General features: G+C 70.2%; 18 protein-coding genes. 10 read left to right on the top strand and 8 right to left on the bottom strand.

Going from position 1 to position 22,579, the window contains the following annotated elements; genetic code table 11:
- Positions 1 to 48 precede the first annotated feature (48 nt).
- The 6 genes from FCH28_RS18505 to FCH28_RS18530 all read left to right on the top strand — a co-directional run bounded on the left by FCH28_RS18505 (position 49) and on the right by FCH28_RS18530 (position 7,724).
- Complete coding sequence (locus FCH28_RS18505; RefSeq protein ID WP_136741181.1) at positions 49 to 816, top strand: redox-sensing transcriptional repressor Rex; 768 nt, start codon at positions 49 to 51, stop codon at positions 814 to 816.
- The gene (locus FCH28_RS18510; protein ID WP_136741182.1) at positions 813 to 2,174 is read left to right on the top strand and encodes a glutamyl-tRNA reductase; all 1,362 of its coding nucleotides are present in this window, start codon (positions 813 to 815) and stop codon (positions 2,172 to 2,174) included. The genes FCH28_RS18505 and FCH28_RS18510 overlap by 4 nt, the downstream gene beginning before the upstream one ends.
- Positions 2,171 to 3,187: a hydroxymethylbilane synthase gene (hemC, locus tag FCH28_RS18515; protein ID WP_136741183.1), complete on the top strand. Its 1,017-nt coding sequence runs from the start codon at positions 2,171 to 2,173 to the stop codon at positions 3,185 to 3,187. The genes FCH28_RS18510 and hemC overlap by 4 nt, the downstream gene beginning before the upstream one ends.
- Positions 3,184 to 4,833 carry a bifunctional uroporphyrinogen-III C-methyltransferase/uroporphyrinogen-III synthase gene (locus FCH28_RS18520; protein WP_136741184.1) on the top strand — a complete coding sequence of 550 codons (1,650 nt, stop codon included), beginning with the start codon at positions 3,184 to 3,186 and terminating at the stop codon, positions 4,831 to 4,833. Before hemC ends, FCH28_RS18520 begins: the two co-directional genes overlap by 4 nt.
- 141 nt (positions 4,834 to 4,974) lie before the next feature.
- The gene (gene hemB, locus FCH28_RS18525; RefSeq protein WP_136741185.1) at positions 4,975 to 5,964 is read left to right on the top strand and encodes a porphobilinogen synthase; all 990 of its coding nucleotides are present in this window, start codon (positions 4,975 to 4,977) and stop codon (positions 5,962 to 5,964) included.
- A 182-nt stretch (positions 5,965 to 6,146) separates the two neighbouring features.
- A complete protein-coding gene (locus tag FCH28_RS18530; protein WP_136741186.1) occupies positions 6,147 to 7,724 on the top strand; it encodes a CocE/NonD family hydrolase in 1,578 nt (525 codons plus the stop codon).
- Positions 7,725 to 7,812: 88 nt separating this feature from the next.
- Here the strand turns inward: FCH28_RS18530 and argS are convergent, their stop codons facing one another.
- Complete coding sequence (argS, locus tag FCH28_RS18535) at positions 7,813 to 9,588, bottom strand: arginine--tRNA ligase (RefSeq protein WP_136741187.1); 1,776 nt, start codon at positions 9,586 to 9,588, stop codon at positions 7,813 to 7,815.
- A gap of 217 nt (positions 9,589 to 9,805) precedes the next feature.
- On the opposite strand from argS, the gene lysS reads away from it, so the two are divergent.
- The 3 genes from lysS (at position 9,806) to FCH28_RS18550 (ending at position 13,343) form a co-directional block, all read left to right on the top strand.
- Positions 9,806 to 11,599 carry a lysine--tRNA ligase gene (gene lysS, locus FCH28_RS18540; RefSeq protein ID WP_136741188.1) on the top strand — a complete coding sequence of 598 codons (1,794 nt, stop codon included), beginning with the start codon at positions 9,806 to 9,808 and terminating at the stop codon, positions 11,597 to 11,599.
- Positions 11,600 to 11,879: 280 nt separating this feature from the next.
- Positions 11,880 to 12,107, top strand: a complete 228-nt coding sequence (locus tag FCH28_RS18545) for a hypothetical protein (protein WP_136741189.1) — start codon at positions 11,880 to 11,882, stop codon at positions 12,105 to 12,107.
- A gap of 27 nt (positions 12,108 to 12,134) precedes the next feature.
- Complete coding sequence (locus FCH28_RS18550; protein WP_136741190.1) at positions 12,135 to 13,343, top strand: barstar family protein; 1,209 nt, start codon at positions 12,135 to 12,137, stop codon at positions 13,341 to 13,343.
- A 36-nt stretch (positions 13,344 to 13,379) separates the two neighbouring features.
- On the opposite strand, the gene FCH28_RS18555 is transcribed toward FCH28_RS18550, so the two are convergent.
- From FCH28_RS18555 to FCH28_RS18565, 3 genes are all read right to left on the bottom strand, one after another.
- Complete coding sequence (locus tag FCH28_RS18555) at positions 13,380 to 14,624, bottom strand: DUF2637 domain-containing protein (RefSeq protein ID WP_187363869.1); 1,245 nt, start codon at positions 14,622 to 14,624, stop codon at positions 13,380 to 13,382.
- Between the two features lie 237 nt (positions 14,625 to 14,861).
- A complete protein-coding gene (locus tag FCH28_RS18560) occupies positions 14,862 to 15,566 on the bottom strand; it encodes a DUF3558 domain-containing protein (protein ID WP_136741191.1) in 705 nt (234 codons plus the stop codon).
- A gap of 181 nt (positions 15,567 to 15,747) precedes the next feature.
- Positions 15,748 to 16,659: a hypothetical protein gene (locus tag FCH28_RS18565; RefSeq protein ID WP_136741192.1), complete on the bottom strand. Its 912-nt coding sequence runs from the start codon at positions 16,657 to 16,659 to the stop codon at positions 15,748 to 15,750.
- A gap of 161 nt (positions 16,660 to 16,820) precedes the next feature.
- Here FCH28_RS18565 and FCH28_RS18570 point away from each other — a divergent pair, with 161 nt between their 5' ends.
- Positions 16,821 to 18,014, top strand: coding sequence for an RtcB family protein (locus FCH28_RS18570; RefSeq protein ID WP_136741193.1), 1,194 nt, complete (start codon positions 16,821 to 16,823; stop codon positions 18,012 to 18,014).
- Positions 18,015 to 18,452: 438 nt separating this feature from the next.
- Here FCH28_RS18570 and FCH28_RS38160 read toward each other — a convergent pair whose 3' ends face one another.
- From FCH28_RS38160 to FCH28_RS18595, 4 genes are all read right to left on the bottom strand, one after another.
- Positions 18,453 to 19,955: a hypothetical protein gene (locus tag FCH28_RS38160; RefSeq protein ID WP_169314201.1), complete on the bottom strand. Its 1,503-nt coding sequence runs from the start codon at positions 19,953 to 19,955 to the stop codon at positions 18,453 to 18,455.
- Positions 19,956 to 20,123: 168 nt separating this feature from the next.
- Positions 20,124 to 20,432, bottom strand: coding sequence for a hypothetical protein (locus FCH28_RS18585; RefSeq protein ID WP_136741195.1), 309 nt, complete (start codon positions 20,430 to 20,432; stop codon positions 20,124 to 20,126).
- A gap of 822 nt (positions 20,433 to 21,254) precedes the next feature.
- A complete protein-coding gene (locus FCH28_RS18590) occupies positions 21,255 to 22,019 on the bottom strand; it encodes an SDR family NAD(P)-dependent oxidoreductase (RefSeq protein ID WP_136741196.1) in 765 nt (254 codons plus the stop codon).
- Between the two features lie 198 nt (positions 22,020 to 22,217).
- Positions 22,218 to 22,553, bottom strand: a complete 336-nt coding sequence (locus FCH28_RS18595) for a YnfA family protein (RefSeq protein ID WP_136741197.1) — start codon at positions 22,551 to 22,553, stop codon at positions 22,218 to 22,220.
- Between the last annotated feature and the right edge of the window lie 26 nt (positions 22,554 to 22,579).

Consider the following 22,579-nt stretch of genomic DNA (forward strand, 5'->3'; position numbering starts at 1 on the left):
CGGGTTACGTATGGTCGCCCGCAGCCCCGCTCTACCCGCAGGAGCACCGTGGCAACTGGCCGAACTCACCGACCGGCGACCCGAAGCCGAGGCATTCCCGAGGCCACCGTCGCCCGGCTTCCGCTGTATCTGCGTGCCCTGACCGCGCTCTCCGAGCGCTCGGTTCCCACGGTCTCCTCCGAGGAACTCGCCGCGGCGGCGGGGGTCAACTCCGCGAAGCTGCGCAAGGACTTCTCCTACCTCGGCTCCTACGGGACCCGCGGCGTCGGCTACGACGTGGAGTACCTCGTCTACCAGATCTCGCGTGAGCTCGGCCTGACCCAGGACTGGCCCGTTGTCATCGTCGGTATCGGTAACCTCGGCGCCGCGCTCGCCAACTACGGCGGCTTCGCCTCCCGTGGCTTCCGGGTCGCCGCTCTGATCGACGCCGACCCGGCCATGGCGGGCAAGCCGGTCGCCGGCATCGCGGTGCAGCACACCGACGAGCTGGAACAGATCATCACGGACAACGGCGTCTCGATCGGTGTCATCGCGACGCCGGCGGGCGCGGCCCAGCAGGTCTGTGAACGCCTGGTCGCCGCCGGTGTCACCTCGATCCTCAACTTCGCGCCGACCGTGCTGACCGTCCCGGACGGGGTGGACGTACGGAAGGTCGACCTGTCCATAGAGCTGCAGATCCTCGCCTTCCACGAGCAGCGCAAGGCCGGCGAGGAAACGCCCGAGAGCGGCCCGCCGGCCCCGGTGGCCCGCACCACCGCCGCCGCGGCCGACCGCAAGGGACCTGACGGGGATGTGCCCGCCGTGATGCCGGCATGAGCCTTCTCGTCGTTGGACTGAGCCATCGCAGTGCGCCGGTGAGCGTGCTGGAGCGGGCTGCCCTGGCCCCCGAGGCGCGCGGCAAGCTGCTGCAGGACGCGGTGTCGGCGGAGCCGGCCGCCGAGGCCGCGGTGCTCTCCACCTGCAACCGCATCGAGGTCTACGCCGACGTGGACAAGTTCCACGCCGGTGTCGCCGAGCTGTCCACGCTCCTGGCCCGCCACAGCGGCGCCGGCCTGGAGGAGCTCACCCCCTACCTCTACGTCCACTACGAGGACCGCGCCGTCCACCACCTCTTCTCGGTGGCCTGCGGCCTGGACTCGATGGTCGTCGGCGAGGGCCAGATCCTCGGCCAGATCAAGGACGCGCTGGCCGTCGCCCAGGAGCAGCACACCGCGGGGCGGCTGCTGAACGACCTGTTCCAGCAGGCCCTGCGGGTCGGCAAGCGCGCCCACAGCGAGACCGGCATCGACAAGGCCGGCCAGTCGCTGGTCACCTTCGGCCTGGAGCAGCTGGCCGGCGGCACCGAGGTCGACACCTGGGCCCGGGGCAAGCGGGCCCTGGTGATCGGCGCCGGTTCGATGTCCTCGCTGGCCGCCACCACGCTCGTACGGGCCGGTATCGGCGAGCTCGCGGTCGCCAACCGCACCGTGGAGCGCGCCGAGCGGCTCACCCAGATCCTCACCGAGCCGGGCGGGCCCGGTGCCGGCAACCGGCTGCGCGCCCGCGCGGCGGCGATGACCTGCGTCGAGCACGAGCTGGCGGTCGCCGACATCGTGATCTCCTGTACCGGCGCGACCGGCCTGGTCCTCGGCGGCGAGATGGTCGCGAGCGCGCTGACCGGTCGCGACGCGCCCCTGGCGCTGCTCGACCTGGCGATGCCGCGCGACATCGACGCCGCGGTGCACCGCATCGAGGGCGCGCACCTCGTCGACATCGAGACGCTGGCCGACGCCTCCGCGGACGCTCCGATGGCCGCCGACGTGGACGCCGTGCGCACCCTGGTCTCCGAAGAGGTCGCCGCGTTCGGCGCCGCCCAGCGGGCCGCGCACATCACCCCCACCGTGGTCGCCCTGCGCACCATGGCAGCGGACGTCGTCACCAGCGAGATCGCCCGGCTCGACGGCCGCCTCCCCGACCTGGACGACAAGCAGCGCGCCGAGATCACCCAGACCGTGCGCCGGGTCGTCGACAAGCTCCTGCACGCGCCCACCGTGCGGGTCAAGCAGCTGGCGAGCGAGCCCGGCGGTGCCGGGTACGCGGACGCGCTGCGGGAACTCTTCGACCTCGACCCCCAGACGGTCGCCGCCGTCAGCCGGGCGGACGTACGGTCCACACAGCACGGGAGCGGGCAATGAACGACAGCACCAACAGAGCACTGAGGCTGGGCACACGCCGCAGCAGGCTCGCCATGTCCCAGTCCGGGCAGGTCGCCGAGGCGGTGCGCGAGCTCACGGGCCGCCCCGTCGAGCTGGTGGAGATCACCACCTACGGCGACACCTCCCGCGAGCACCTCGCGCAGATCGGCGGCAGCGGCGTCTTCGTGTCGGCGCTGCGCGACGCGCTGCTCGCAGGCGAGATCGACTTCGCCGTCCACTCGCTGAAGGACCTGCCCACCGCGCAGCCCGAGGAGCTGGCGCTGGCCGCGGTACCGAAGCGGGAGGACGCCCGGGACGCGCTGATCGCCCGGGACGGGCTGACCTTCGAGCAGCTTCCCGACGGCGCCCGGATCGGCACCGGTTCGCCGCGGCGCATGTGCCAGCTCAACGCCTGGGCCAAGGCCCTCGGCAAGCGGGTGGAGACCGTACCGATCCGCGGCAACATCGACACCCGGATCGGATACGTCGAGAAGGGCGAGCTGGACGCGGTCGTGCTGGCCGCCGCCGGACTCTCCCGTATCGGCCGGATCGACGTGGCGACGCAGCTGCTGTCGCCCGACGTAGTTTTGCCCGCCCCCGGCCAGGGGGCCCTGGCGATCGAGTGTGCCGCGGTCAACGCAGCCCTCGCCGCTCAGCTCGCCGAGCTCGACGACCCGGTCACCCGGGCCGCCGTGACCGCCGAGCGTTCCCTGCTCGCCGCCCTGGAGGCCGGCTGTTCCGCACCCGTCGGAGCACTGGCCGACCTTTCCCCAAGCTCTCGACTTCGCTCGAGCAGGGGAGGCCCCAAGGCTGACGAGCAGGCTTTCACCGAACTGCATCTGCGCGGTGTCGTCGGCACGACCGACGGCAACACGCTGGTGCACCTGTCCACCACCGGGCACGTACCCGCCTCTCCCGACGATCTGTCGACCCCGCTGAACATGGGTCGGGAACTCGCCGCCGAGATGCTCGCAAAGGGTGCGGCCGGTCTTATGGGGGAGCGAGCACTTTGAACCCCACCGCCCCAAACCACTCCGCCTCCGGTCAGGTCACCTTCCTCGGTGCCGGCCCGGGAGACCCGGGTCTGCTGACGCTGCGTGCCGTGGAGGCGCTGGCCCAGGCGGACGTGTTGATCGCCGACCCACAGGTGCTGGACGTCGTGCGTGTGCATGCGCGCGCACAGGTGGACACGCCACTGCAGGCGTCAGCTGACGAGGCGTCAATCCCCGCCGACATCCCTACGCTTCGGGACACCGCCAATCTTGTCATGGCGGCCGCCCGTGCGGGCAAGCGGGTCGTACGTGCGGTCAGCGGCGACCCCGGCCTCGACGGCTATGTCGCCGAGGAGATGCTGGCGTGCGCCGCCGAGGGCATCGTCTTCGAGGTCGTGCCCGGCATCGCCGCGGCCGTCGGTGTGCCCGCGTACGCCGGTGTGCCGCTGCGCGACGCCCAGGGCACCGACGTCCGCTTCATCGACGCGCGCACCGCGGACGACCGCTGCTGGACCGAGGTCGGCGCCAGCGACGCCACCGCCGTGGTGTCCACCAGCCTCGACTCGGTGGCCGCGGCCGCCGGCGAGCTGGTGTCCGCGGGTCGCAAGCCGGACACCCCGATGACCGTCACGGTCGCCGGCACCACCACCCGGCAGCGCACCTGGGCCGCCACCCTCGGGTCGGTCGCCCAGGTCCTCAAGGCCGCCAAGGTGCTGCCGTCGCCCGATGGCGGCCAGCCGGTCATAGCCGTGGTCGGTGAGCGGAGCGCCGCGGCGCAGCGCGACCAGCTGTCGTGGTTCGAGTCCAAGCCGCTGTTCGGCTGGCGGGTACTCGTACCGCGCACGAAGGAGCAGGCCGCGTCGCTCTCCGACCAGCTCGTCTCCTACGGCGCGGTGCCGCACGAGGTCCCGACGATCGCCGTCGAACCGCCGCGTACCCCGCAGCAGATGGAGCGCGCGGTCAAGGGCCTGGTCACCGGCCGCTATGAGTGGATCGCCTTCACCTCGGTCAACGCCGTCAAGGCCGTCCGGGAGAAGTTCGAGGAGTACGGCCTGGACGCCCGCGCGTTCGCCGGCATCAAGGTCGCGGCGGTCGGCGAGCAGACCGCCAAGGCCCTGATCGCCTTCGGCGTGAAGCCGGATCTCGTCCCGTCGGGCGAGCAGTCCGCCGCCGGACTCCTGGAGGACTGGCCGCCCTACGACCCGGTCTTCGACCCGATCGACCGCGTCTTCCTGCCGCGCGCCGACATCGCCACCGAGACGCTGGTGGCCGGCCTGATCGAGCTGGGCTGGGAGGTCGACGACGTCACCGCCTACCGGACCGTGCGTGCCTCGCCGCCGCCGGCCGAGACCCGTGAGGCGATCAAGGGCGGCGGTTTCGACGCCGTGCTGTTCACATCGTCCTCGACCGTGCGGAACCTCGTCGGCATCGCCGGCAAGCCGCACAACGTGACCGTGATCGCCTGTATCGGCCCGGCCACCGCCAAGACCGCCGAGGAGCACGGGCTGCGCGTGGACGTCATGTCGCCCGAGCCCTCGGTGCACAAGCTGGCCGAGGCGCTCGCGGACTTCGGGGCGGCGCGGCGCGATGCCGCGATCGAGGCCGGGGACCCGGTCACCCGGCCCAGCGAGCGGCGGCCCGGATCGCGCCGCCGGGCCCGCAGCTGACGGCGGTACGCACCGACGTGTTCCGCGCCCCGCGCCCGGCTCTGACCGGGCGCGGGGCGCGTCGCGTGACAACGCCGACCCGGGCGGGCGCCGACGCTGCGTTGGCAAAGAAGGCTGCGGGGCGGGCGTAGCGTGGTGGACATGACGAAGTACGGAAGCTTCCCCGGAGCCCGGCCGCGTCGGTTGCGTACCACCCCCGCCATGCGGCGGATGGTCGCCGAACACCGGCTGCACCCGGCCGACTTGATCCTCCCGGCGTTCGTCCGGGAGGGCATCGGCGAGCCGGTGCCGATCAGCGCCATGCCGGGCGTCGTCCAGCACACCCGCGACACGCTGCGCAAGGCAGCCGTCGAGGCGGTGGCGGCCGGCGTCGCCGGGATCATGCTGTTCGGCGTGCCCGAGGACGACAAGAAGGACGCCCTGGGGACCGCCGGTACGGACCCCGACGGCATCCTCCAGGTCGCCATCCGGGACGTACGGGCCGAGGTCGGCGACGATCTCGTGATCATGTCCGACCTGTGTCTGGACGAGTACACCGACCACGGCCACTGCGGTGTCCTGGACGACCGGGGCCGGGTCGACAACGACGCGACGCTGGAGCGCTACGCCGAGATGGCGCAGGTCCAGGCCGATGCGGGCGTCCATGTGGTGGGCCCCAGCGGCATGATGGACGGCCAGGTGGGCGTCATCCGGGACGCGCTGGACCAGACCGGCCACGAGGACGTCTCGATCCTCGCCTACACCGCGAAGTACTCGTCGGCGTTCTACGGCCCGTTCCGCGAGGCGGTGGGGTCCTCCCTCAAGGGCGACCGGAAGACGTACCAGCAGGACCCGGCGAACCTCCGCGAGTCGCTGCGCGAGCTGGCGCTCGACCTGGAGGAGGGCGCCGACATGGTCATGGTCAAGCCGGCGCTGCCGTATCTGGACGTGCTGGCGAAGATCGCGGACGAGGTGGACGTACCGGTCGCCGCGTACCAGATCTCCGGTGAGTACGCGATGATCGAGGCGGCCGCGGAGAAGGGCTGGATCGACCGGGACAAGGCGATCCTGGAGACGCTGACCGGCATCAAGCGGGCCGGCGCGAACATGATCCTCACCTACTGGGCGACGGAGGTCGCGCGGGGGCTGTGACCCATCTGGCTCGGCGACGCTGTTTGGGGGAGTCGAGGGGCGCGCATTCTTGATCATGAGCAGCATGATCATGCGCAGTGGATCTGCGCCCCAACTTCCCTGAAGAGAAGAGCACTTCGGACGTGTTACGTTCCCGCATTGCACGATGCGCGGTGGTTCCGGCCACCGCGCTTGCCATATCCATGGCCGGCCCCGCCGTCGCCGAGCAGAGGCCGTCGGCCGAGGCCCGGCCATCGGCCCCGGTATCGGCCGCGGCCCCCTTCCAGCTGGTGAAGATCCCCGGCGCCGGCGGCGTGAAGCTGGACGGTGCCGCCTGGATCCACCCGGACGCCGGCCCCCGCCCCGCGATCGTCCTGCCGTCCCCCTGGACGCAGTTCGGCTGGCACACCTACTCGGTCATGGCGACGAAGTACGCGCTGGCCGGCTACAACGTCCTCGCGTACTCGGCCCGCGGCTTCGGCTTCTCGGAGGGCGAGGTCGACGCGGGCGGCCCCCTGGACGTCCAGGACGGCTCCAAGGCGCTGGACTACCTCATCGCGCACGCGCCGGGCCGCACCACCAAGGTCGGTTTCGCCGGCCTGTCGTACGGTTCCGGCCTGAGCCAGCTGATCGCCGCCCACGACCCCAGGGTCGACGCGGTCGCCGCGCTGAGCACCTGGGGCGACCTGGGCGAGTCGTTCTACGAGAACCGCACGCGCCATGTCGCCTCCGTACGGGCCCTCAAGACGATCGCGGCCGGCGCCCGCCTCAGCCCGCGCACCCGCCAGGAGTTCGCGGACCTCCTCGCCAACCGCAACATCCCGCAGGCGCTGGCCTGGGCGAAGGCGCGCTCCCCGCAGACATACGTCAAGCAGCTCAACAAGCGGCGGGTGCCGGTGCTTTACGCCCAGGCGTGGCACGAGACGCTCTTTCCCCCGAACCAGTCGCTGAAGACGTTCAACGGCCTGACCGGCCCCAAGCGGATCGATATGTCCATCGGGGACCACGCCGGCCCTGAGATGACCGGCCTCGGCGGTCTGCCCAACCACGTGGCCGATGACGCCAAGCGCTGGTTCGACCGCTTCCTCAAGGGCGAGCGCAACGGCATCGACACCGAGGGCCAGGTCAACAGCCAGGTGATGTGGAAGTACCTGCCGTGGCTGCGGGAGACCCGGCCCAACTGGGGTGCGTTCACGGAGGGCACGCAGCGGCTGAACCTGACCACGCCGGGGCGCAAGGGCGCGGACGGCGGGCTGAGCACCGCGCCGTCGACCGGCTGGCGCATGCCCTTCACGTCCGGTGAGGACACCACCGCGAGTGCCGCCGGCAGCATCGTCTTCGTCGCCGGCTTCAAGGAGATGGCCGGCCTCCCGAAGTCGTACCGGACGAACACCATCTCCCGTGCGCACGCGGCGGTCTGGGCCGGCGAGCCGGTGAAGTCGACCACCCGGCTGCGCGGCGCGCCGAAGCTGCGCCTGACGTACACCCCGACCACCGCCCGGTCGACGATCTTCGCCTACCTCTTCGACGTCGACGAGCGCGGCAAGGGGCACATCATCACGCATGCCCCGTTCACCTCACTGGACGGCGCGGCAGGGCGTCCGGTGACGGCCGACATCACGCTCCAGGCGGCCGCGTACGACGTGCCGAAGGGGCACCGGCTGATGCTGGCCGTGGACGGCAAGGACCAGCTCTACGGCGACGCGAACGGCTCCGGCGGCGGCATCACGGTCACCTCGCCCAAGGCCCGGCCGTCCTACCTGGACGTACCGACCGGCTGAGGCCGCGACAAGCCGCCGGGACGCCGCCCGGGGCGTGTGCGACGGGTCCGCCGCCGGACCCGTCGCACACGTTCACAGAGCTCCGGGCTCAGAGGCGGCCCGGCGTCCGGATCCCCAGCAGCGCCATGCCCTTGTGCAGCGTGCGGGCCGTCAGGTCGACCAGGAACAGACGGTTCTCGAAGACCTCCGTCGTGTTCTGGTCGCTGATCACCTGGCAGTGGTCGTAGAAGGTCGTCAGGTGCGACGCCAGCTGGTACAGGTACGCGGCCAGCTTGTGCGGCTCGTACGCCGCGGCGACCTCGGAGAGGACCTCGGCGAACTGGTCCAGGTGCAGGCCGAGCGCCCGCTCGGCCGGGGCCAGCGCCAACTCGGGGTGGGCGACCGGCTTGGCGTCGCCCGCCTTGCGCAGGATCGACTGGACACGGGCGTAGGCGTACTGGAGGTAGACGGACGTGTCGCCGTTCAGGGAGACCATCTGGTCCAGGTCGAACTTGTAGTCCCGGACCGCGGACGTCGACAGGTCGGCGTACTTGACCGCGCCGATGCCGACGTACTGGCCGTTCTCGACGATCTCCGCCTCGGTCAGGCCCACCTTGCCGGCCTTCTCCCGCACCACGGTCGTGGCCCGCTCCACCGCCTCGTCCAGCAGGTCGACCAGCCGGACCGTCTCGCCCTCACGGGTCTTGAACGGCTTGCCGTCCTTGCCGAGGACCGTGCCGAACGCGAGCTGCACCGCCTCGACCTTGTCGCCCAGCCAGCCGGCCCGGCGGGCGGTCTCGAAGACCATCTTGAAGTGCAGGGACTGACGGACGTCCACGACGTACAGCAGGGTGTCGGCGCCCAGGTTCTGGACCCGGTCGCGGATCGCGGAGAGGTCCGTGGCGGCGTAGCCGTAGCCGCCGTTGGACTTCTGGACGATCAGCGGGACCTGATTGCCGTCCGGGCCCTTGACGTCGTCGAAGAAGACGCAGAGCGCACCCTCGGAGCGGACCGCGACACCGGACTCCTCCAGGAGCCGGCAGGTCTCCGCCAGCATGTCGTTGTAGCCGGACTCGCCGACGATGTCGGGGTCCCGGATCTCCATGTCCAGCTTGTTGAAGACCGAGTAGAAGTAGATCTTCGACTCGTCGACGAACCGCTGCCACAGGGCGCGGGTCTCCTCGTCGCCCGCCTGGAGTTCGACGACCCGCTGCCGGGCCCGCTCCTTGAACTCCGGGTCGGAGTCGAAGACGGCACGCGACGCCTTGTAGAGCCGGTTCAGGTTGGAGATGGCCTCTTCACCGGAGACCTCGACGTCCGTGCCGCCCTTGTGGTCCAGCTCGTGCGGGTGCTCGATCAGATACTGGATGAGCATGCCGAACTGGGTGCCCCAGTCGCCGATGTGGTGCCGGCGGATGACCTTCTCGCCGGTGAACTCCAGGATCTCGCTCATCGCCGCGCCGATCACCGCCGACCGGAGATGGCCCACGTGCATCTCCTTGGCGACGTTCGGCTGCGCGAAGTCGATCACCGTGGTGCCGGATTCCGCGGCGTACGGGACGCCCAGGCGATCGTCGACGGCGCGCGCGGCGAGCGTCTTGATGATCGCCTCGTCGGTGAGGGTGATGTTGAGGAAGCCGGGCCCGGAGACCTCGATCTCCTTGATCAGATCGGGCGCCTCGAGGCCGTCGACCACCTTGCCGGCCAGCTCGCGCGGGTTGCCCTTGAGCTTCTTCGCCAGCGCGAGCATGCCGTTCGCCTGGAAATCGGCCCGGTCGCTACGTCGCAGCAACGGGTCCGCGGAGCCGGCCTCCGGCAGGGCTGCCGAGAGGGCGTCCGCGACGCGCTGATTGACCGAAGCTGCGAGGGAAGTGACCGAGGCCATGGAGAGAAGCTCGCTTCCAGAAGGAGGGGAGTCGTTGGAGTGGAAAGGGTTTGCCAACGAGTATCCCACGCGGCTACCACTGAATTTCCGTCCTGGAGTCGTCTGGGAGAATGGCACCGTCAGGCTTTTGAACGCCGGACGGCGCCACCGGGCGCAGGGCGCAGCTTTCATTGGCGGAAGCTTCGGGAAACAGCTTCAGGAAGAGGAAGGGCCGATCGTGGCTCAGCAGAGCACCGAGACCGACTGGGTCTCCAGGTTCGCGGACGAGGTCATTGCCGAGGCGGAGCGCCGCGCCCCCGGCAAAGTGACATCGGGTGCTTCCGCACCGGGGACATCGGGTGCTTCCGCACCGGGGACAGTGATCGTCTGCGCCTCGGGTCTGAGCCCCTCCGGCCCGATCCACCTCGGCAACCTCCGCGAGGTGATGACCCCGCACCTGGTCGCGGACGAGATCCGCCGCCGCGGGTACGAGTGCCTCCACATCCTCTCCTGGGACGACTACGACCGGTACCGCAAGGTCCCGGCCGGTATCGACCCCTCCTGGGCGGAGCACATCGGCAAGCCGCTGACCTCCGTGCCGGCCCCGCCCGGCAGCCCGTACGGCAGCTGGGCCGAGCACTACAAGGCCGCCATGGAGGAGTCGCTGGCCGAGCTCGGCATCGAGTACCGCGGCATCAGCCAGACCGAGCAGTACACCTCCGGCGTCTACCGCGAGCAGGTGCTGCACGCGATGAAGCACCGCGCGGAGATCGACGCCGTCCTGGACCGCTACCGCACCAAGGACAAGGCCGGCAGCAAGCCGAACCAGCAGAAGCAGAAGCAGCAGCAGAAGCCGGTCGACGAGGCCGAGTTGGAGGCCGCCGAGGGCTCCGGCGCGGCCACCGAGGACGACGGCAGCGCCGGCGGCGCGGGCTACTTCCCGTACAAGCCGTACTGCACGGTCTGCGAGAAGGACCTGACCACCGTCACCTCGTACGACGACGAGTCGACGGAGATGGCCTACACCTGCACCGCCTGCGGCCACTCCGAGACCGTCCTGCTGCGCGAGTTCGACCACGGCAAGCTGGTCTGGAAGGTCGACTGGCCGATGCGCTGGGCCTACGAGGGCGTGATCTTCGAGCCGAGCGGCGTGGACCACTCCTCGCCCGGCTCGTCGTACGTCGTCGGCGGCCAGATCGTGCGCGAGGTCTTCGACGGCGCACAGCCCATCGGCCCCATGTACGCCTTCGTCGGCATCAGCGGCATGGCCAAGATGTCGTCCTCCAAGGGCGGCGTGCCCACCCCGGGCGACGCGCTGAAGATCATGGAGGCGCCGCTGCTGCGCTGGCTGTACGCCCGCCGCAAGCCCAACCAGGCCTTCAAGATCGCCTTCGACCAGGAGATCCAGCGGCTCTACGACGAGTGGGACGCCCTGGAGCGCAAGATCGCGGACGGCACGGCACAGCCCGCCGACGAAGCGGCCTACTCCCGGGCCGTCGGCACCGCCGCCGGCCGGCTGCCCAAGACGCCGCGCCCGCTGCCGTACCGCACGCTGGCCTCCGTCATGGACATCACCGCCGGCCATGACGAGCAGACGCTGCGCATCCTCAGCGACCTCGACCCGGACAACCCGGTCACCTCGCTCGACGAGACCCGGCCGCGGCTGGACAGGGCCGAGTACTGGATCACCACCCAGGTGCCGGCCGAGCAGCGCACGATCGTGCGCGACGAGCCGGACAAGGAGTTGCTGGGCTCGCTGGACGAGGCGGCGCGCGAGTCGATCCGGCTGCTGCTCGACGGCCTGGACGAGCACTGGTCGCTGGACGGCCTGACCACGCTGGTCTACGGCGTGCCGAAGGTCCAGGCGGGCCTCGAACCGGACGCCAAGCCGACGCCGGAGCTGAAGGTCGCGCAGCGCGCGTTCTTCGCACTGCTGTACCGGCTGCTGGTGAGCCGGGAGACCGGGCCGCGACTGCCCACGCTGCTGCTGGCGGTGGGTGCGGAGCGGGTGCGGCGGCTGCTGGGCGGCTGAGCCGGCCGGCTGAGCTGTTTGGCCGAGCTGCCTGGCCGAGCGGCTTGGCTGCCAGGCGCCGATGAGCCATGCGGGGTGGCGGGCCCGTCCTGCGGCCGTGCGCCCCGCCATGCGCCCCTCTGTGCGCCCCTCCGTGCGCCCTGCCGTTGAGTCGTAGGACCCGACGGCGGGCGTGCGACCCAGGGGTGAGGACATGGTCGCCCCCCGGTATGAGCCATTGGGGGAACGGGTTCGACCCCGGCATGACGACTGTCGGGGCCGGGCCCGTCATGCTCGATTCATGAGAGCAATCATCGGATTCATTGCCTTCATCGTCATGATCCAGGGGGCTATGGGCTTCATCGGCCAGGTGTTCTTCGACGGCGCCTGGGGTCTGCTGCCCCACTGGTTCGACCTGCCGTCGGTCGCCTATCTCGGCATCTTCGCGGCGGGCGCGGCGCTCGGCGTCTGGACCGACGTGGACAAGAAGCGCAAGCAGCGGGAGATAGCCGCGCGGGGGGCGGCGTAAGGGCCGACGCCAGGATCACCGGCGGGCATGATTTCCACCGTGCAGGAGAACAGGGACCGTCGCGGACACGGGCGGTACACGCTCACGGAGACCGAGCAAGGCCAGCTCTTGGGCGTATGCGTCGCGGCGGACGGGCTCTTCGGGGAGCCCCGGCGCGGGACGTACGAACTGTTCGGCTGGGTCCCGGAAGGCGGCGTCGACGTGCGGGGCTGGGTCGGCGACCGGGTGTGGCTGGTGCCGGACGACGAGGCACTGGAGCCCTGGCTGCTGGAGGACGCGCAGAGCCCGGGGCGGTTCCCCGGGACGGACGGTCTCGTGCTCACCGGCCTGGACGACTACCACGGTCCACCCGAGGGACACCGGGGTCCGGTCCGGGTGCACGACGGGCGCCGGTGGCTGGGCTCCTGCGGGGAATTCGGCCGCGTCCTGCCGCCCGAGCAGGTGGCACCCCCGCTCGTCCTGCGGGGGCTCGCCCCGGGTGCCCGGCTGCGGGCGGCACTGACGAAGGGCACGCGACGGGCGCTGGACCTGGAGGAGGCCGCCCTGGAGATACGGGACGACCAGGGCGAGCCGCTCACCGAACGACGGCTGTGGACCAAGGTCAGCGCCTGGCGCCCGTCTTCCTGCGGGACGGATCCGACCGACTCCTCCTATGGGAGGGATCTGACGGACTCCTCCTACGGGACGGATCCGATCGACGCTGCCTACGGGACGGATCCGACCGACGCTGCCTACGGGACGGATCTGATCGACCTGGAGCTCGACGGAGAGCTTTACGTGCCCGTTCCCGAATACGCCCGGCCCATCTGGGAGCGGTGGCTCGCCGGGCCGCCGGACACCCTGGGTGCCTGGGCCGGCCTCGACACCCGGCGCCGTGGGGCGTGGCTCGATCTCGTCCGCGAGCGGGCCTGCCGGCGTGCCCGCCGTGACCGGCCGGCTGGTCACGCGTACGAACTCGACGGCCGGCACATCACCGACGAACCGGGCCTCTACCTGGCGCTCGGCGAGGCGGTGAACGGGCCGGGCGGCTACTTCGGCGGCTGTCTGGACGCCCTCGACGACTGCCTGCGCGGCACCTTCGGCTACACCGCCCCCGCAACCCTGCTCTGGCGGGACGCGGCGACCGCACGCGAGCACCTGTCCCGGACCCTGACAGCGGACGGCCGGCCCTACGACCTGTTCACCGCGGCCCTCGACGTCCTGGCCGAGGGCGGCATGCACGTCACGCCGGCGTGATCCACCGTCCGCCTGCCACGGCACTCGGCGTGCGCGTCATGCGATGTGGTCGTCCATCAGCTCCGCGTTGAGGCGGTTGCTGAACTGGTCCATGTAGCGGTTCAGGTCCCGCGGTGGCAGGCGGGTCCCGTACTGCGCCTCCAGGTTCGCCGCGAACGCGCCCGGTGTCGGCATGCCTTCGCCCTCTATGGAGCGCCGGAACACCTGGTAGAAGTCCTCCTCGGTCGGGGCCGCGGCCGGGGCCTGAGTGGGCTGCGGGTCGGCCTCCGGGGTGCCCTTGCCGAGCGGGCGCGTCCCACCCGCACCGGTCGGCACCGGGAACTCCGGTTCGGGCTCCGGCGCGCGCGGCGCCGGGAACGGGACCTGCTCGTGGGTCGTCGGCACCTGCTGGTGCTGGTCGTACCCGGGCTGATGCTCCTGCTCCGGGACGAAGTTCGGGTCGTAGTTCGGGTTGTAGTTCGGGTTGTAGTCCCCCTGGTACGTCACCTGCTGGGGCGCCGCGAACCACTGGCTCGGCAGCTCCTCGGCCGGCTCCTGGGCCTTCGGCTCCAGAGCGGGCGCCACGGACTGCTGCGTCGCCGGCAGCAGCTGCGGTTCGATGCCCGCCGCCGCGAGCCCCGCGGGAGCGGTCTCTGCCAGCGGCACCCCGTACCGGGCGAGCCGCAGGGGCATCAGGGACTCCACGGGAGCCTTGCGACGCCAGCCCCGGCCGAATCGCGAACGCAGGCGTGCCTGGTACACGAGCCGTTCCTGCTCCAGCTTGATCACCGCGTCGTACGACCGCAGCTCCCAGAGCTTCATCCGTCGCCACAACAGGAAGGTCGGGACCGGCGACAGCAGCCAGCGCGTGATGCGCACGCCCTCCATGTGCTTGTCCGCCGTGATGTCGGCGATCCGCCCGACGGCGTGCCGGGCGGCCTCGACGGTGACGACGAACAGCACCGGGATGACCGCGTGCATGCCCATGCCCAGGGGATCGGACGCCACCGCGGCATTGAACGCGATCGTGGCGGCCGTCAGCAGCCACGCGGCCTGGCGCAGCAGCGGGAAGGGCATCCGGATCCAGGTCAGCAGCAGATCCAGAGACAGCAGGACGCAGATGCCCGCGTCGATGCCGATGGGGAAGAAATAGGCGAAGTCGCCGAAGCCCTTCTTGATGGCCAGTTCGCGCACGGCCGCGTAGGAGCCGGCGAAGCCGATGCCGGCGATGACCACCGCGCCGGTGATCACCACTCCGATGAGTATCCGGTGTGTGCGTGTCAGCTTCAGTGGCGCGGCCACCCGAGACCCCTTCTGGTCGGTCTGTTGCGAGCGACAGCCTGGCACATGCGTACGGGCGAGCGTGTGCCGGTATGGAGGGAGCCGGGTCACGATTGGGCTCTGACAAGAGGGCCCACACCGTACGTCGGTGGGGCCCTCCGGGGCGCTTGTAGCGCCTGGTGCTCAGCGATCAGCGCTCGGTGAGCAGTGAGCATGAGCAGTCAGCGGCGAGGTTGTTCGCCGATCGCCGATCGCCAATCAGCCGTTCGCCTTGGTGGCGGCGGCAGCGGCCTCCTTGGCGGCGGCCTGGGCGTCCTTGAGCAGGCTGTCCGCCTTCGGGTCGTCCGCTCCGGCCAGCCCCGCGCCGTTGTAGTTGATCGTCACGACGATGTTGGCGGTACGGACCACCAGCGTCGTGTTCTTGAAGTCGTTGCCGTCCTTCTTCACGTCGTACGTGATCGCGGTCGCCTCGTCGCCTATGCCGGAGGTCTTGACCGTCTTCAGCTTCTTCGCGCCCTTTGCGCCCTTCGCGGCGGTGACCTGCTTGCCGTAGAACTCCGTCGCGCGCTCCTCGCCGGAGCCGATGCCCGGCTCGGAGTCGTAGCGCTGGTAGCCGACGTCCAGCCAGCGGAACTGGGAGCCGTCGACGCCCTTGTCGTCCAGGCTGGACCAGGAGCAGCTGCCGTGGGCGGCGTTGTCGCTGGACGTGCCCTGATTCCCGGACGCGTCCTTCACCTTGGGCGTCAGCTTCTTGATGGTGTCCTTGGCGAACACGTCACACGGGGCCGGCAGCTTCTTGTACTTCGCCGGTGCCACGGTCGGAGACGCGCTGCCCGTCTTGCTGGGCGCGTCGGAGGAGTCACCGGAGCTGTCGGAGTCCGAGCCGGAGCAGCCGGCGACGAGCATCACCGGTACGGCGGCGCAGGCGAGAAGGCTGGCGAGTCGCTTGGCTGAACGGTGCATGGTTCCTTCGCTGTTCGTCGACGGGGTGACCGTGCCCCGTTTTACGGGGACGTACGGGGCAGGGCTAGAGGCACGGTACGTGGCGGAGCGAGGCCGGTGGTCGATTCGTGCCGTTTGAGAGACGGGCGAATCGGGCGGATGGCGATGAAGGCTGCAATCGCCGCAATCCGCGCCATCCGGATTATTCGTTGAGGCTCTCCGCCAGCTCTCCGGCCAGCGAACGGGCCTTGTCCTGCAGTTCCTGGCTGTCCGGCAACATCGTCTTGTCCGCCGACCACTGGTCGTAGGTGATCGTGACGATCACATTCGACGTGCGGAAGACCACAGTGATGTCGCGGTGCACACCGGAGTCCGCGGTCGCGAGTTTGTCGTTCAGGAAGGCCGCGTCACCGAGGCCGTCCAGGACGCGCGGCGCGGTGGAGCCGCCGGGGTCCAGGCTCGCGCCTTCGGATGCACCATCGGGTGTGCCGTCGGGTGCCCCGGAGGGGTTCGCCGACCCGCTGCCGTCGCCGTCCGGTGTCTGCTCGCCGTCCTTGCCCGTGCCCTTGTCGCCACCCTTGCCGCTCTCCTTGTCCTTGGGTGCGTCCTTGGGCGCGGACGGCGACGACGAGGCGGGCGAGGAGGGGCCGCCGGACGGTATTTCCGCGGCCAGCTCCTTGTTCCCGTAGATCTCCTGCGCCTTGTCGTCGTCGCTGACGGCGGAGTCGTAGGAGACCACCCGCTGGATGTCGAGCGAGAGATGGCGGGTGCCGGCCGTGGTCTCGCGCTTCCAGCGGCAGCCGACGCGCCGGTCCGTGTCGTAGGTGACATCGGCCTGGCCGCCGTAGATCTTCTCGGCCTCGGAGGCCGACGGCCGCTCGCCGTCGCCGGGCAGCATGCCGCGCACGGTGGAGGGCGCGGGCAGCCCGCAGGCTTCCGGGAGCGTCTGGTACCGGCCCGGCTGGGCGGCCGAGCTCGACGAGGTGGCGTCGCCGCCCTTGGCATCGGCGGCGCCACCGTCGGTGGCGGAGCCGCCGGTGCAGCCGGTGAGGCCGGCGGCCAGCGCCGCGGCGGCCACCAGTGCGGCACCGGGTACGAACGACTTGCGCGGCATCGTTCGCGGCTCCTTCCCCAGGAAATGTGGTTGCCGCCGGTCAGCGGCCGATGGACACAATGTGTACCGCACGTCTTGCCGCAAACGCCGGTTCACCGTCCAAGATCTAATGTGTTGTCCAGCTTTTGCGTTTTATGTCTTTTCGGGGGAATGAGGAAGATATGTCGTACACCGAAGTGCCCGGTGCACAGGTACCGATCCGGATGTGGACGGATCCGACCACGGTCGAGGACGTCGCGATGCGGCAGCTGCGCAATGTCGCCACGCTGCCGTGGATCAAGGGTCTGGCCGTGATGCCGGATGTGCACTACGGCAAGGGGGCCACGGTCGGCTCGGTGATCGCGATGCATGGCGCGGTCTGCCCGGCGGCGGTCGGTGTCGACATCGGCTGCGGGATGAGCGCGGTGAAGACCTCGCTGACCGCCAATGATCTTCCCGGCGATCTGTCCCGGCTCCGCTCCAAGATCGAGCAGGCGATCCCGGTGGGCCGGGGGATGCATGACTCGCCGGTGGACCCGGGCCGGATGCACGGCTTCCCGACGGGGGGCTGGGACGACTTCTGGGCGCGGTTCGACGGGGTGGCCGACGCGGTCAAATTCCGTCATGAGCGGGCCACGAAGCAGATGGGAACGCTGGGCTCGGGCAACCACTTCGTCGAGTTCTGCCTGGACGAGACGGGTGCCGTGTGGCTGATGCTGCACTCCGGCTCCCGGAACATCGGCAAGGAACTGGCCGAGTTCCACATGAGCCAGGCGCAGAAGCTGCCGCACAATCAGGGGCTGGTCGACCGCGACCTCGCCGTCTTCATCGCGGACACCCCGCCCATGGCCGCGTACCGCAACGATCTTTTCTGGGCGCAGGAGTACGCGAAGCACAACCGCGCGATCATGATGGCGCTCTTCCAGGACGTCGTCCGCAAGGAGTTCAAGAAGGCCAGGCCGACGTTCGAGCCGGTGATCTCGTGCCACCACAACTATGTGGCGGAGGAGCGGTACGAGGGGATGGACCTGCTGGTGACCCGTAAGGGCGCGATCCGGGCGGGTGCCGGCGAGTACGGCATCATTCCGGGCTCGATGGGCACCGGCTCGTACATCGTCCGTGGCCTGGGGAATGCCGCGAGCTTCAACTCCGCGTCGCATGGCGCGGGCCGGAAGATGAGCCGCAACGCCGCGAAGAAGCGTTTCTCCACGCGGGACCTGGAGGAGCAGACGCGGGGCGTTGAGTGCCGTAAGGACTCCGGCGTCGTGGACGAGATCCCGGGCGCGTACAAGCCGATCGAGCAGGTCATCGATCAGCAGCGGGACCTCGTGGCGGTGGTCGCCAAGCTCAAGCAGGTGGTGTGCGTGAAGGGCTGAGGCCCTGGCGCTGCGTGCGGTGGGTGGTGCGTGTGGCGGGTGGTGCGGGTGGTTGGCGCCGCGCGTGGCGGGTCGCGCGCGTGGCCTGGCCTTGTGTGCGGTGGGCGGTGCGTATGGCGCGTGCTGTGTGTGGCTGGCGCTGCGCATGGCGGGTGATGCGTGTGGTCGGGCGCTGCTTGCGGCGGGTGGTGCTCGTGGCCGGATTGTCGTGTGCCTGGCGCTGCGTTTGATCGACAGGGTCGGAGAGTTCGGTAGGTCGGAAATGTTGGAAAGGTTGGAAAGGTCGGAGCTGGAGTCGGCTCGGTGGGGGACGGCGGCGGGGGCGACGCCCCCCCGGGCCCGGGCGGCACCCCCGGACTCGGTGCGCCGTTGGGGCGCACCGGTCCGTCCGTGGGCACGTGGACCGCGTGAACCGCACCTAATCGCTGACGCGCGAACCTACTCGATGACGCGCGGAGCCACGTTGCGCCGCGGCGTCCACGTCTCCTCGTCCTCCAGGAGGTAGTCGGGGCGACGGCTGTCGGCGCCGCGTTGCCCCTGGTTTCCCTTGCCGCCGCGAGTTCCGGGCGCTCCGGGCGCGCCCATCGTCCCCGCGCTCCGGGCGCCGCCGGCCTTGCCCGCCTGGGTGCCGCCGCGGCTGCGGTGCAGTCCGGATCCGCCCTGTGCGACACCGCCGGTCCCGGCGCCTCCGGGAGCGCCGACAGTCCCGCCACGCTGACGGGTAAGGCCCGTGCCCCGCGCGCCTCCGGCGCCACGCGCTGCGCCTGCGGCTCCTCCGGCAGCACCGCCCACGCCGGGCATACCCGAACGTGGCGTACCTGGGCGCGGGCTGCCTGCTCCCGTACGACCTGCGCTTGTTCCGCCACGGCTGCCGGGCGCGCCGACTCCGCCGGCGCCGGGGCCGCCTCGGGTGGCAAGACCGCCGCCCATACCGTTCGGCATACCGGGCACTCCCGGCGCTCCTCCGGAACCGCCTCCGTGGCCACCGGCGCCGGAGGGTACGGAACCACCGCCGAGGCCGCCGCCACCGCCTCCGAGTCCACCGGTGCCTGGTCCTCCGGTCCCTCCGGTGTAGCCCTCGAGGCCGGTTCCGATCTGGGAATCCGGCTTGGGGACGCCGGCGCCGCCGGCGATGCCGGCCGAGTGGGGCGTGGTGGGCAAGTCGGGAGAGGAATAGCCCGGGCCATGTGTGCCGGACGGCATTTTGACCCCGCCCGCGGGCCGCGGGGAGAGGCCGCTCGGTCCGGGTGTTCCGGGAGCCAAACCTTTCGGGACTCCGCCCAGCGGGCCGGGCGGCTGCCTTTCCGGGATCTCGTCGTCCTTCGTCGGCGCGGGTTTCTGGAGCCTGGCCGTGCTCTGCTTGTACGAGGTCCCCAGTTTCTCCATGGCGATCGCGGCTTCGAGTTCCTGCCTCTTGAATTTGGGCAGACCCCAGTCCCCGTGGACGCCATCCCATTTCTGGAGCACGGCCTCAGTGCTGTGACCACTGGCCAGATCCGCCTGTACCTCCAGGAAGGCGTCGACTGCGGTCGGGTTGCCCATCATTTCGTTCACGAGTGGATGACCCTTTACGTTGCCGTCGCCTCCCTTCGCCAGATCATCCTGGATCGCCTTCTCGATAACCTGGTTGTTATCTTCCTTCCAATCGATCTCGTATATCGCATCCTTCACCTTCTGTAGGGCGTCCGCGGCGCCCCCCATGGCTCCCGCAATGTCCTCCGCGTACGGCGCGCCCTTCCTGAAGTTGTTGCTGATCTTCTGTGCTTCGAAATGGAACCTGTCGGCGGACTTACCGTGCCATGACTTCATCACCTTGGCGACGGCTTCATCGAACCGCTTCTTGATCCCGCCATCTTCGTCCTTGCCCACCAGCTCGTCGTGGACGTCCTGCCAGTTCTGGGCAATCTCCCTGACCAGGTCGGGCTTCGAATTCTCCACCATTTCTCTGAGCTCGGGCGCCCGGAAGGTGTTGAACTTTGTTTGCAGGGTGAGGTCTGTGTACCCCCGGCCGCTCCCACCCTTACCTCTCGGCGTCGTCATCTACTGGCCCCCATACGTCCACACGTCCACACGCTTGCTGTCCATCGGTCGAACACTCACCGAACCGCACTACTTCATGTTGTTTTTGAGTTCGGCCTCTTCGTAGGCTTCCTTCACTTGACGAGACTTCTTGCGGAAATCATCGACAAGTTCTGTGATCAGGGCGAGGATGTCCGTCGAAATGAATGCCTTCATTTCGTCATGGGCTGCGTAGAGTTCGTCCGCCTCGAAGAAATTCCACCCCAGGGCTCCCTGCGGGAGGTAGGTGTTGTTGTCGGCCTTTCCGTTCGGCCCGCCCATATCCCTGAGGACTTCGGTGAGCTCTCGCGCGACCTCCTCAAGCGCATCGAGGTCAACCTCGGACTGCTCCTTGGCCATATCGACGGCCTCCCCGTTGTGTCATGCGTCGTCTCGTATGAGGTTTTGTCTTGTGTGAGGTCGATGCGTATCCGCATCAGTACCTTGCCGCGGTACGTGGGGCAGCCGGATCCTTCGGAAGCAGGAAGTGCCTCCGCCATGCGGGGGAGGTACGTCCGGATTGTCGGAGGGCCGCTGCACGCCACCCATCAACCTCCTCGGCCCCATCGGCTCCACGCGGGACCTCACGCCTGAACTCCACGCTGCGGGAGCACTTTCGGTGCTCGCATTTCAGCGTGGAGCCTGACGTAAGGGGAGGGTCAAGTGGCTACGGGGAGGCCGGCAGCGGTCGGCGCGCGCCGCCATCGAGACGAGCTCCAGAGCGTCGCCTGGTTGCTCGGCCCCAGGGCGATGAATAGAGGCGGGGATGCTGGTTCGCTGCGGGGGGGGGCGGGGGCGGCTGGTGTGCAGGTCGGGCGGTACGTGGACGCTGAGCGCCCGGGCCGTGACGAGGAGGATCACCGCGGCGGACGGGATCAGCTACCGGGCGGCGCGTGGCGGCGTCCGGGGCGGCGGAAGCGTCCTTGCCGGCTTCGGGGTTGGCGGGCCTGGCGGCGTGGCGTGCCGGGTCTTGGCGGGACTGGCGGTGCTGGTGGGCGGGCTGGTCCGGCGGGCTGGCATTTGTCATGGGCCGCGGGTGGTTCCGGGTGCGTCTTGGATGCCAGGGGTCCGCTGCCGCGAGTACCGCGGCCGGGGACACGGGGCCCGCACACCGGGTGAAGGGTGTGCCTGGACTCCGTATCGGAGGGGTGGCGGCCGGAGGGGCGGGGCCCCTCACCGGCCTCAAGTGGTGCGGTGGACCTTGCTGTTGGAGGCCTGGGCACGGGGGCGGACCACCAGGAGGTCGATATTGACGTGCGAGGGGCGGGTGACGGCCCAGGCGATGGTGTCGGCGACGTCGTCCGCACTGAGCGGCTCGGCGACGCCCTCGTAGACCTTGGCGGCCTTCGCCGTGTCGCCGCGGAAGCGGGTGGTGGCGAACTCGTCGGTCTTCACCATGCCCGGGGCGACCTCGATGATCCGCACGGGTTGGCCGCACAGCTCCAGGCGGAGCGTCTCGGCGATGACATGGGCGCCGTGCTTGGCGGCGACATAGCCGCCACCGCCCTCGTAGGTGCTGTGGCCGGCGGTGGAGGAGAGCACGACAACGGTGCCGTCACCGGAGGCGGTCAGTGCGGGCAGCAGCGCCTGGGTCGCGTGCAGCACACCGAGCACATTGACCTCGTACATCGCGCGCCAGTCCGCGGGATCGCCGGTGGCCACCGTTTCCGCTCCGAAGGCGCCGCCGGCGTTGTTGATGAGGACATCGCAGCGGTCGAGGCCGGCCGCGAAGGCGTCGACGGCGGCCCGGTCGGTGACATCGAGTGCGTACGCCTCGGCGTGCGGCAGCTCGGCGGCGAGCGCCTCGATGCGGTCCTTGCGGCGGGCGGTGAGGATGACGCGGAATCCGGCGGCGGCCAGTTGCCGCGCGGTGGCGGCGCCGATGCCGCTGCTCGCTCCGGTGACGACGGCGGTGGGGACGTCGGCGATGGGGGCATCGGCGGTCATGGGGACTCTCCTCGTGCCTGTGGCGTGCGGCGAATATGGCGTGTGCGGCGGGGCCTGTGTGCGTGGTGCGGGTGCGGCTGCGTGTCGCGTGTATGGCGTCCGTGGAGCGTGCTGCGTCGTGCGTGACGTGCAGGCTCCGTCCAGCGTGCGGCGTACTGCGTCCTGCGTGCCGCGTGGCCAGGATATGCAGCGGAGCGGTCAGCGGGCTCTCGGGACGTACATGATCACCGCCACACCGGCCAGGCAGATCAGCGCCCCGATGACATCCCACCGGTCGGGCCGGTAGCCGTCCGCGACCATGCCCCAGGCCAACGAGCCGGCGACGAAGACCCCGCCGTACGCGGCGAGGATGCGGCCGAAGTCGGCGTCCGGCTGGAGGGTGGCGACGAAGCCGTAGACACCCAGGGCGATCACTCCGGCGCCGATCCAGACCCAGCCCCTGTGCTCGCGGACTCCCTGCCAGACGAGCCAGGCACCGCCGATCTCGAACAGGGCGGCGAGCACGAAGAGAGCGACGGAGCGGGCGATCAGCATGCGGACCAGCGTAGGAGGCCGTCCAG

It is taken from the genome of Streptomyces piniterrae (assembly GCF_005048155.1).
GTDB classification, from domain to species: domain Bacteria; phylum Actinomycetota; class Actinomycetes; order Streptomycetales; family Streptomycetaceae; genus Streptomyces; species Streptomyces piniterrae.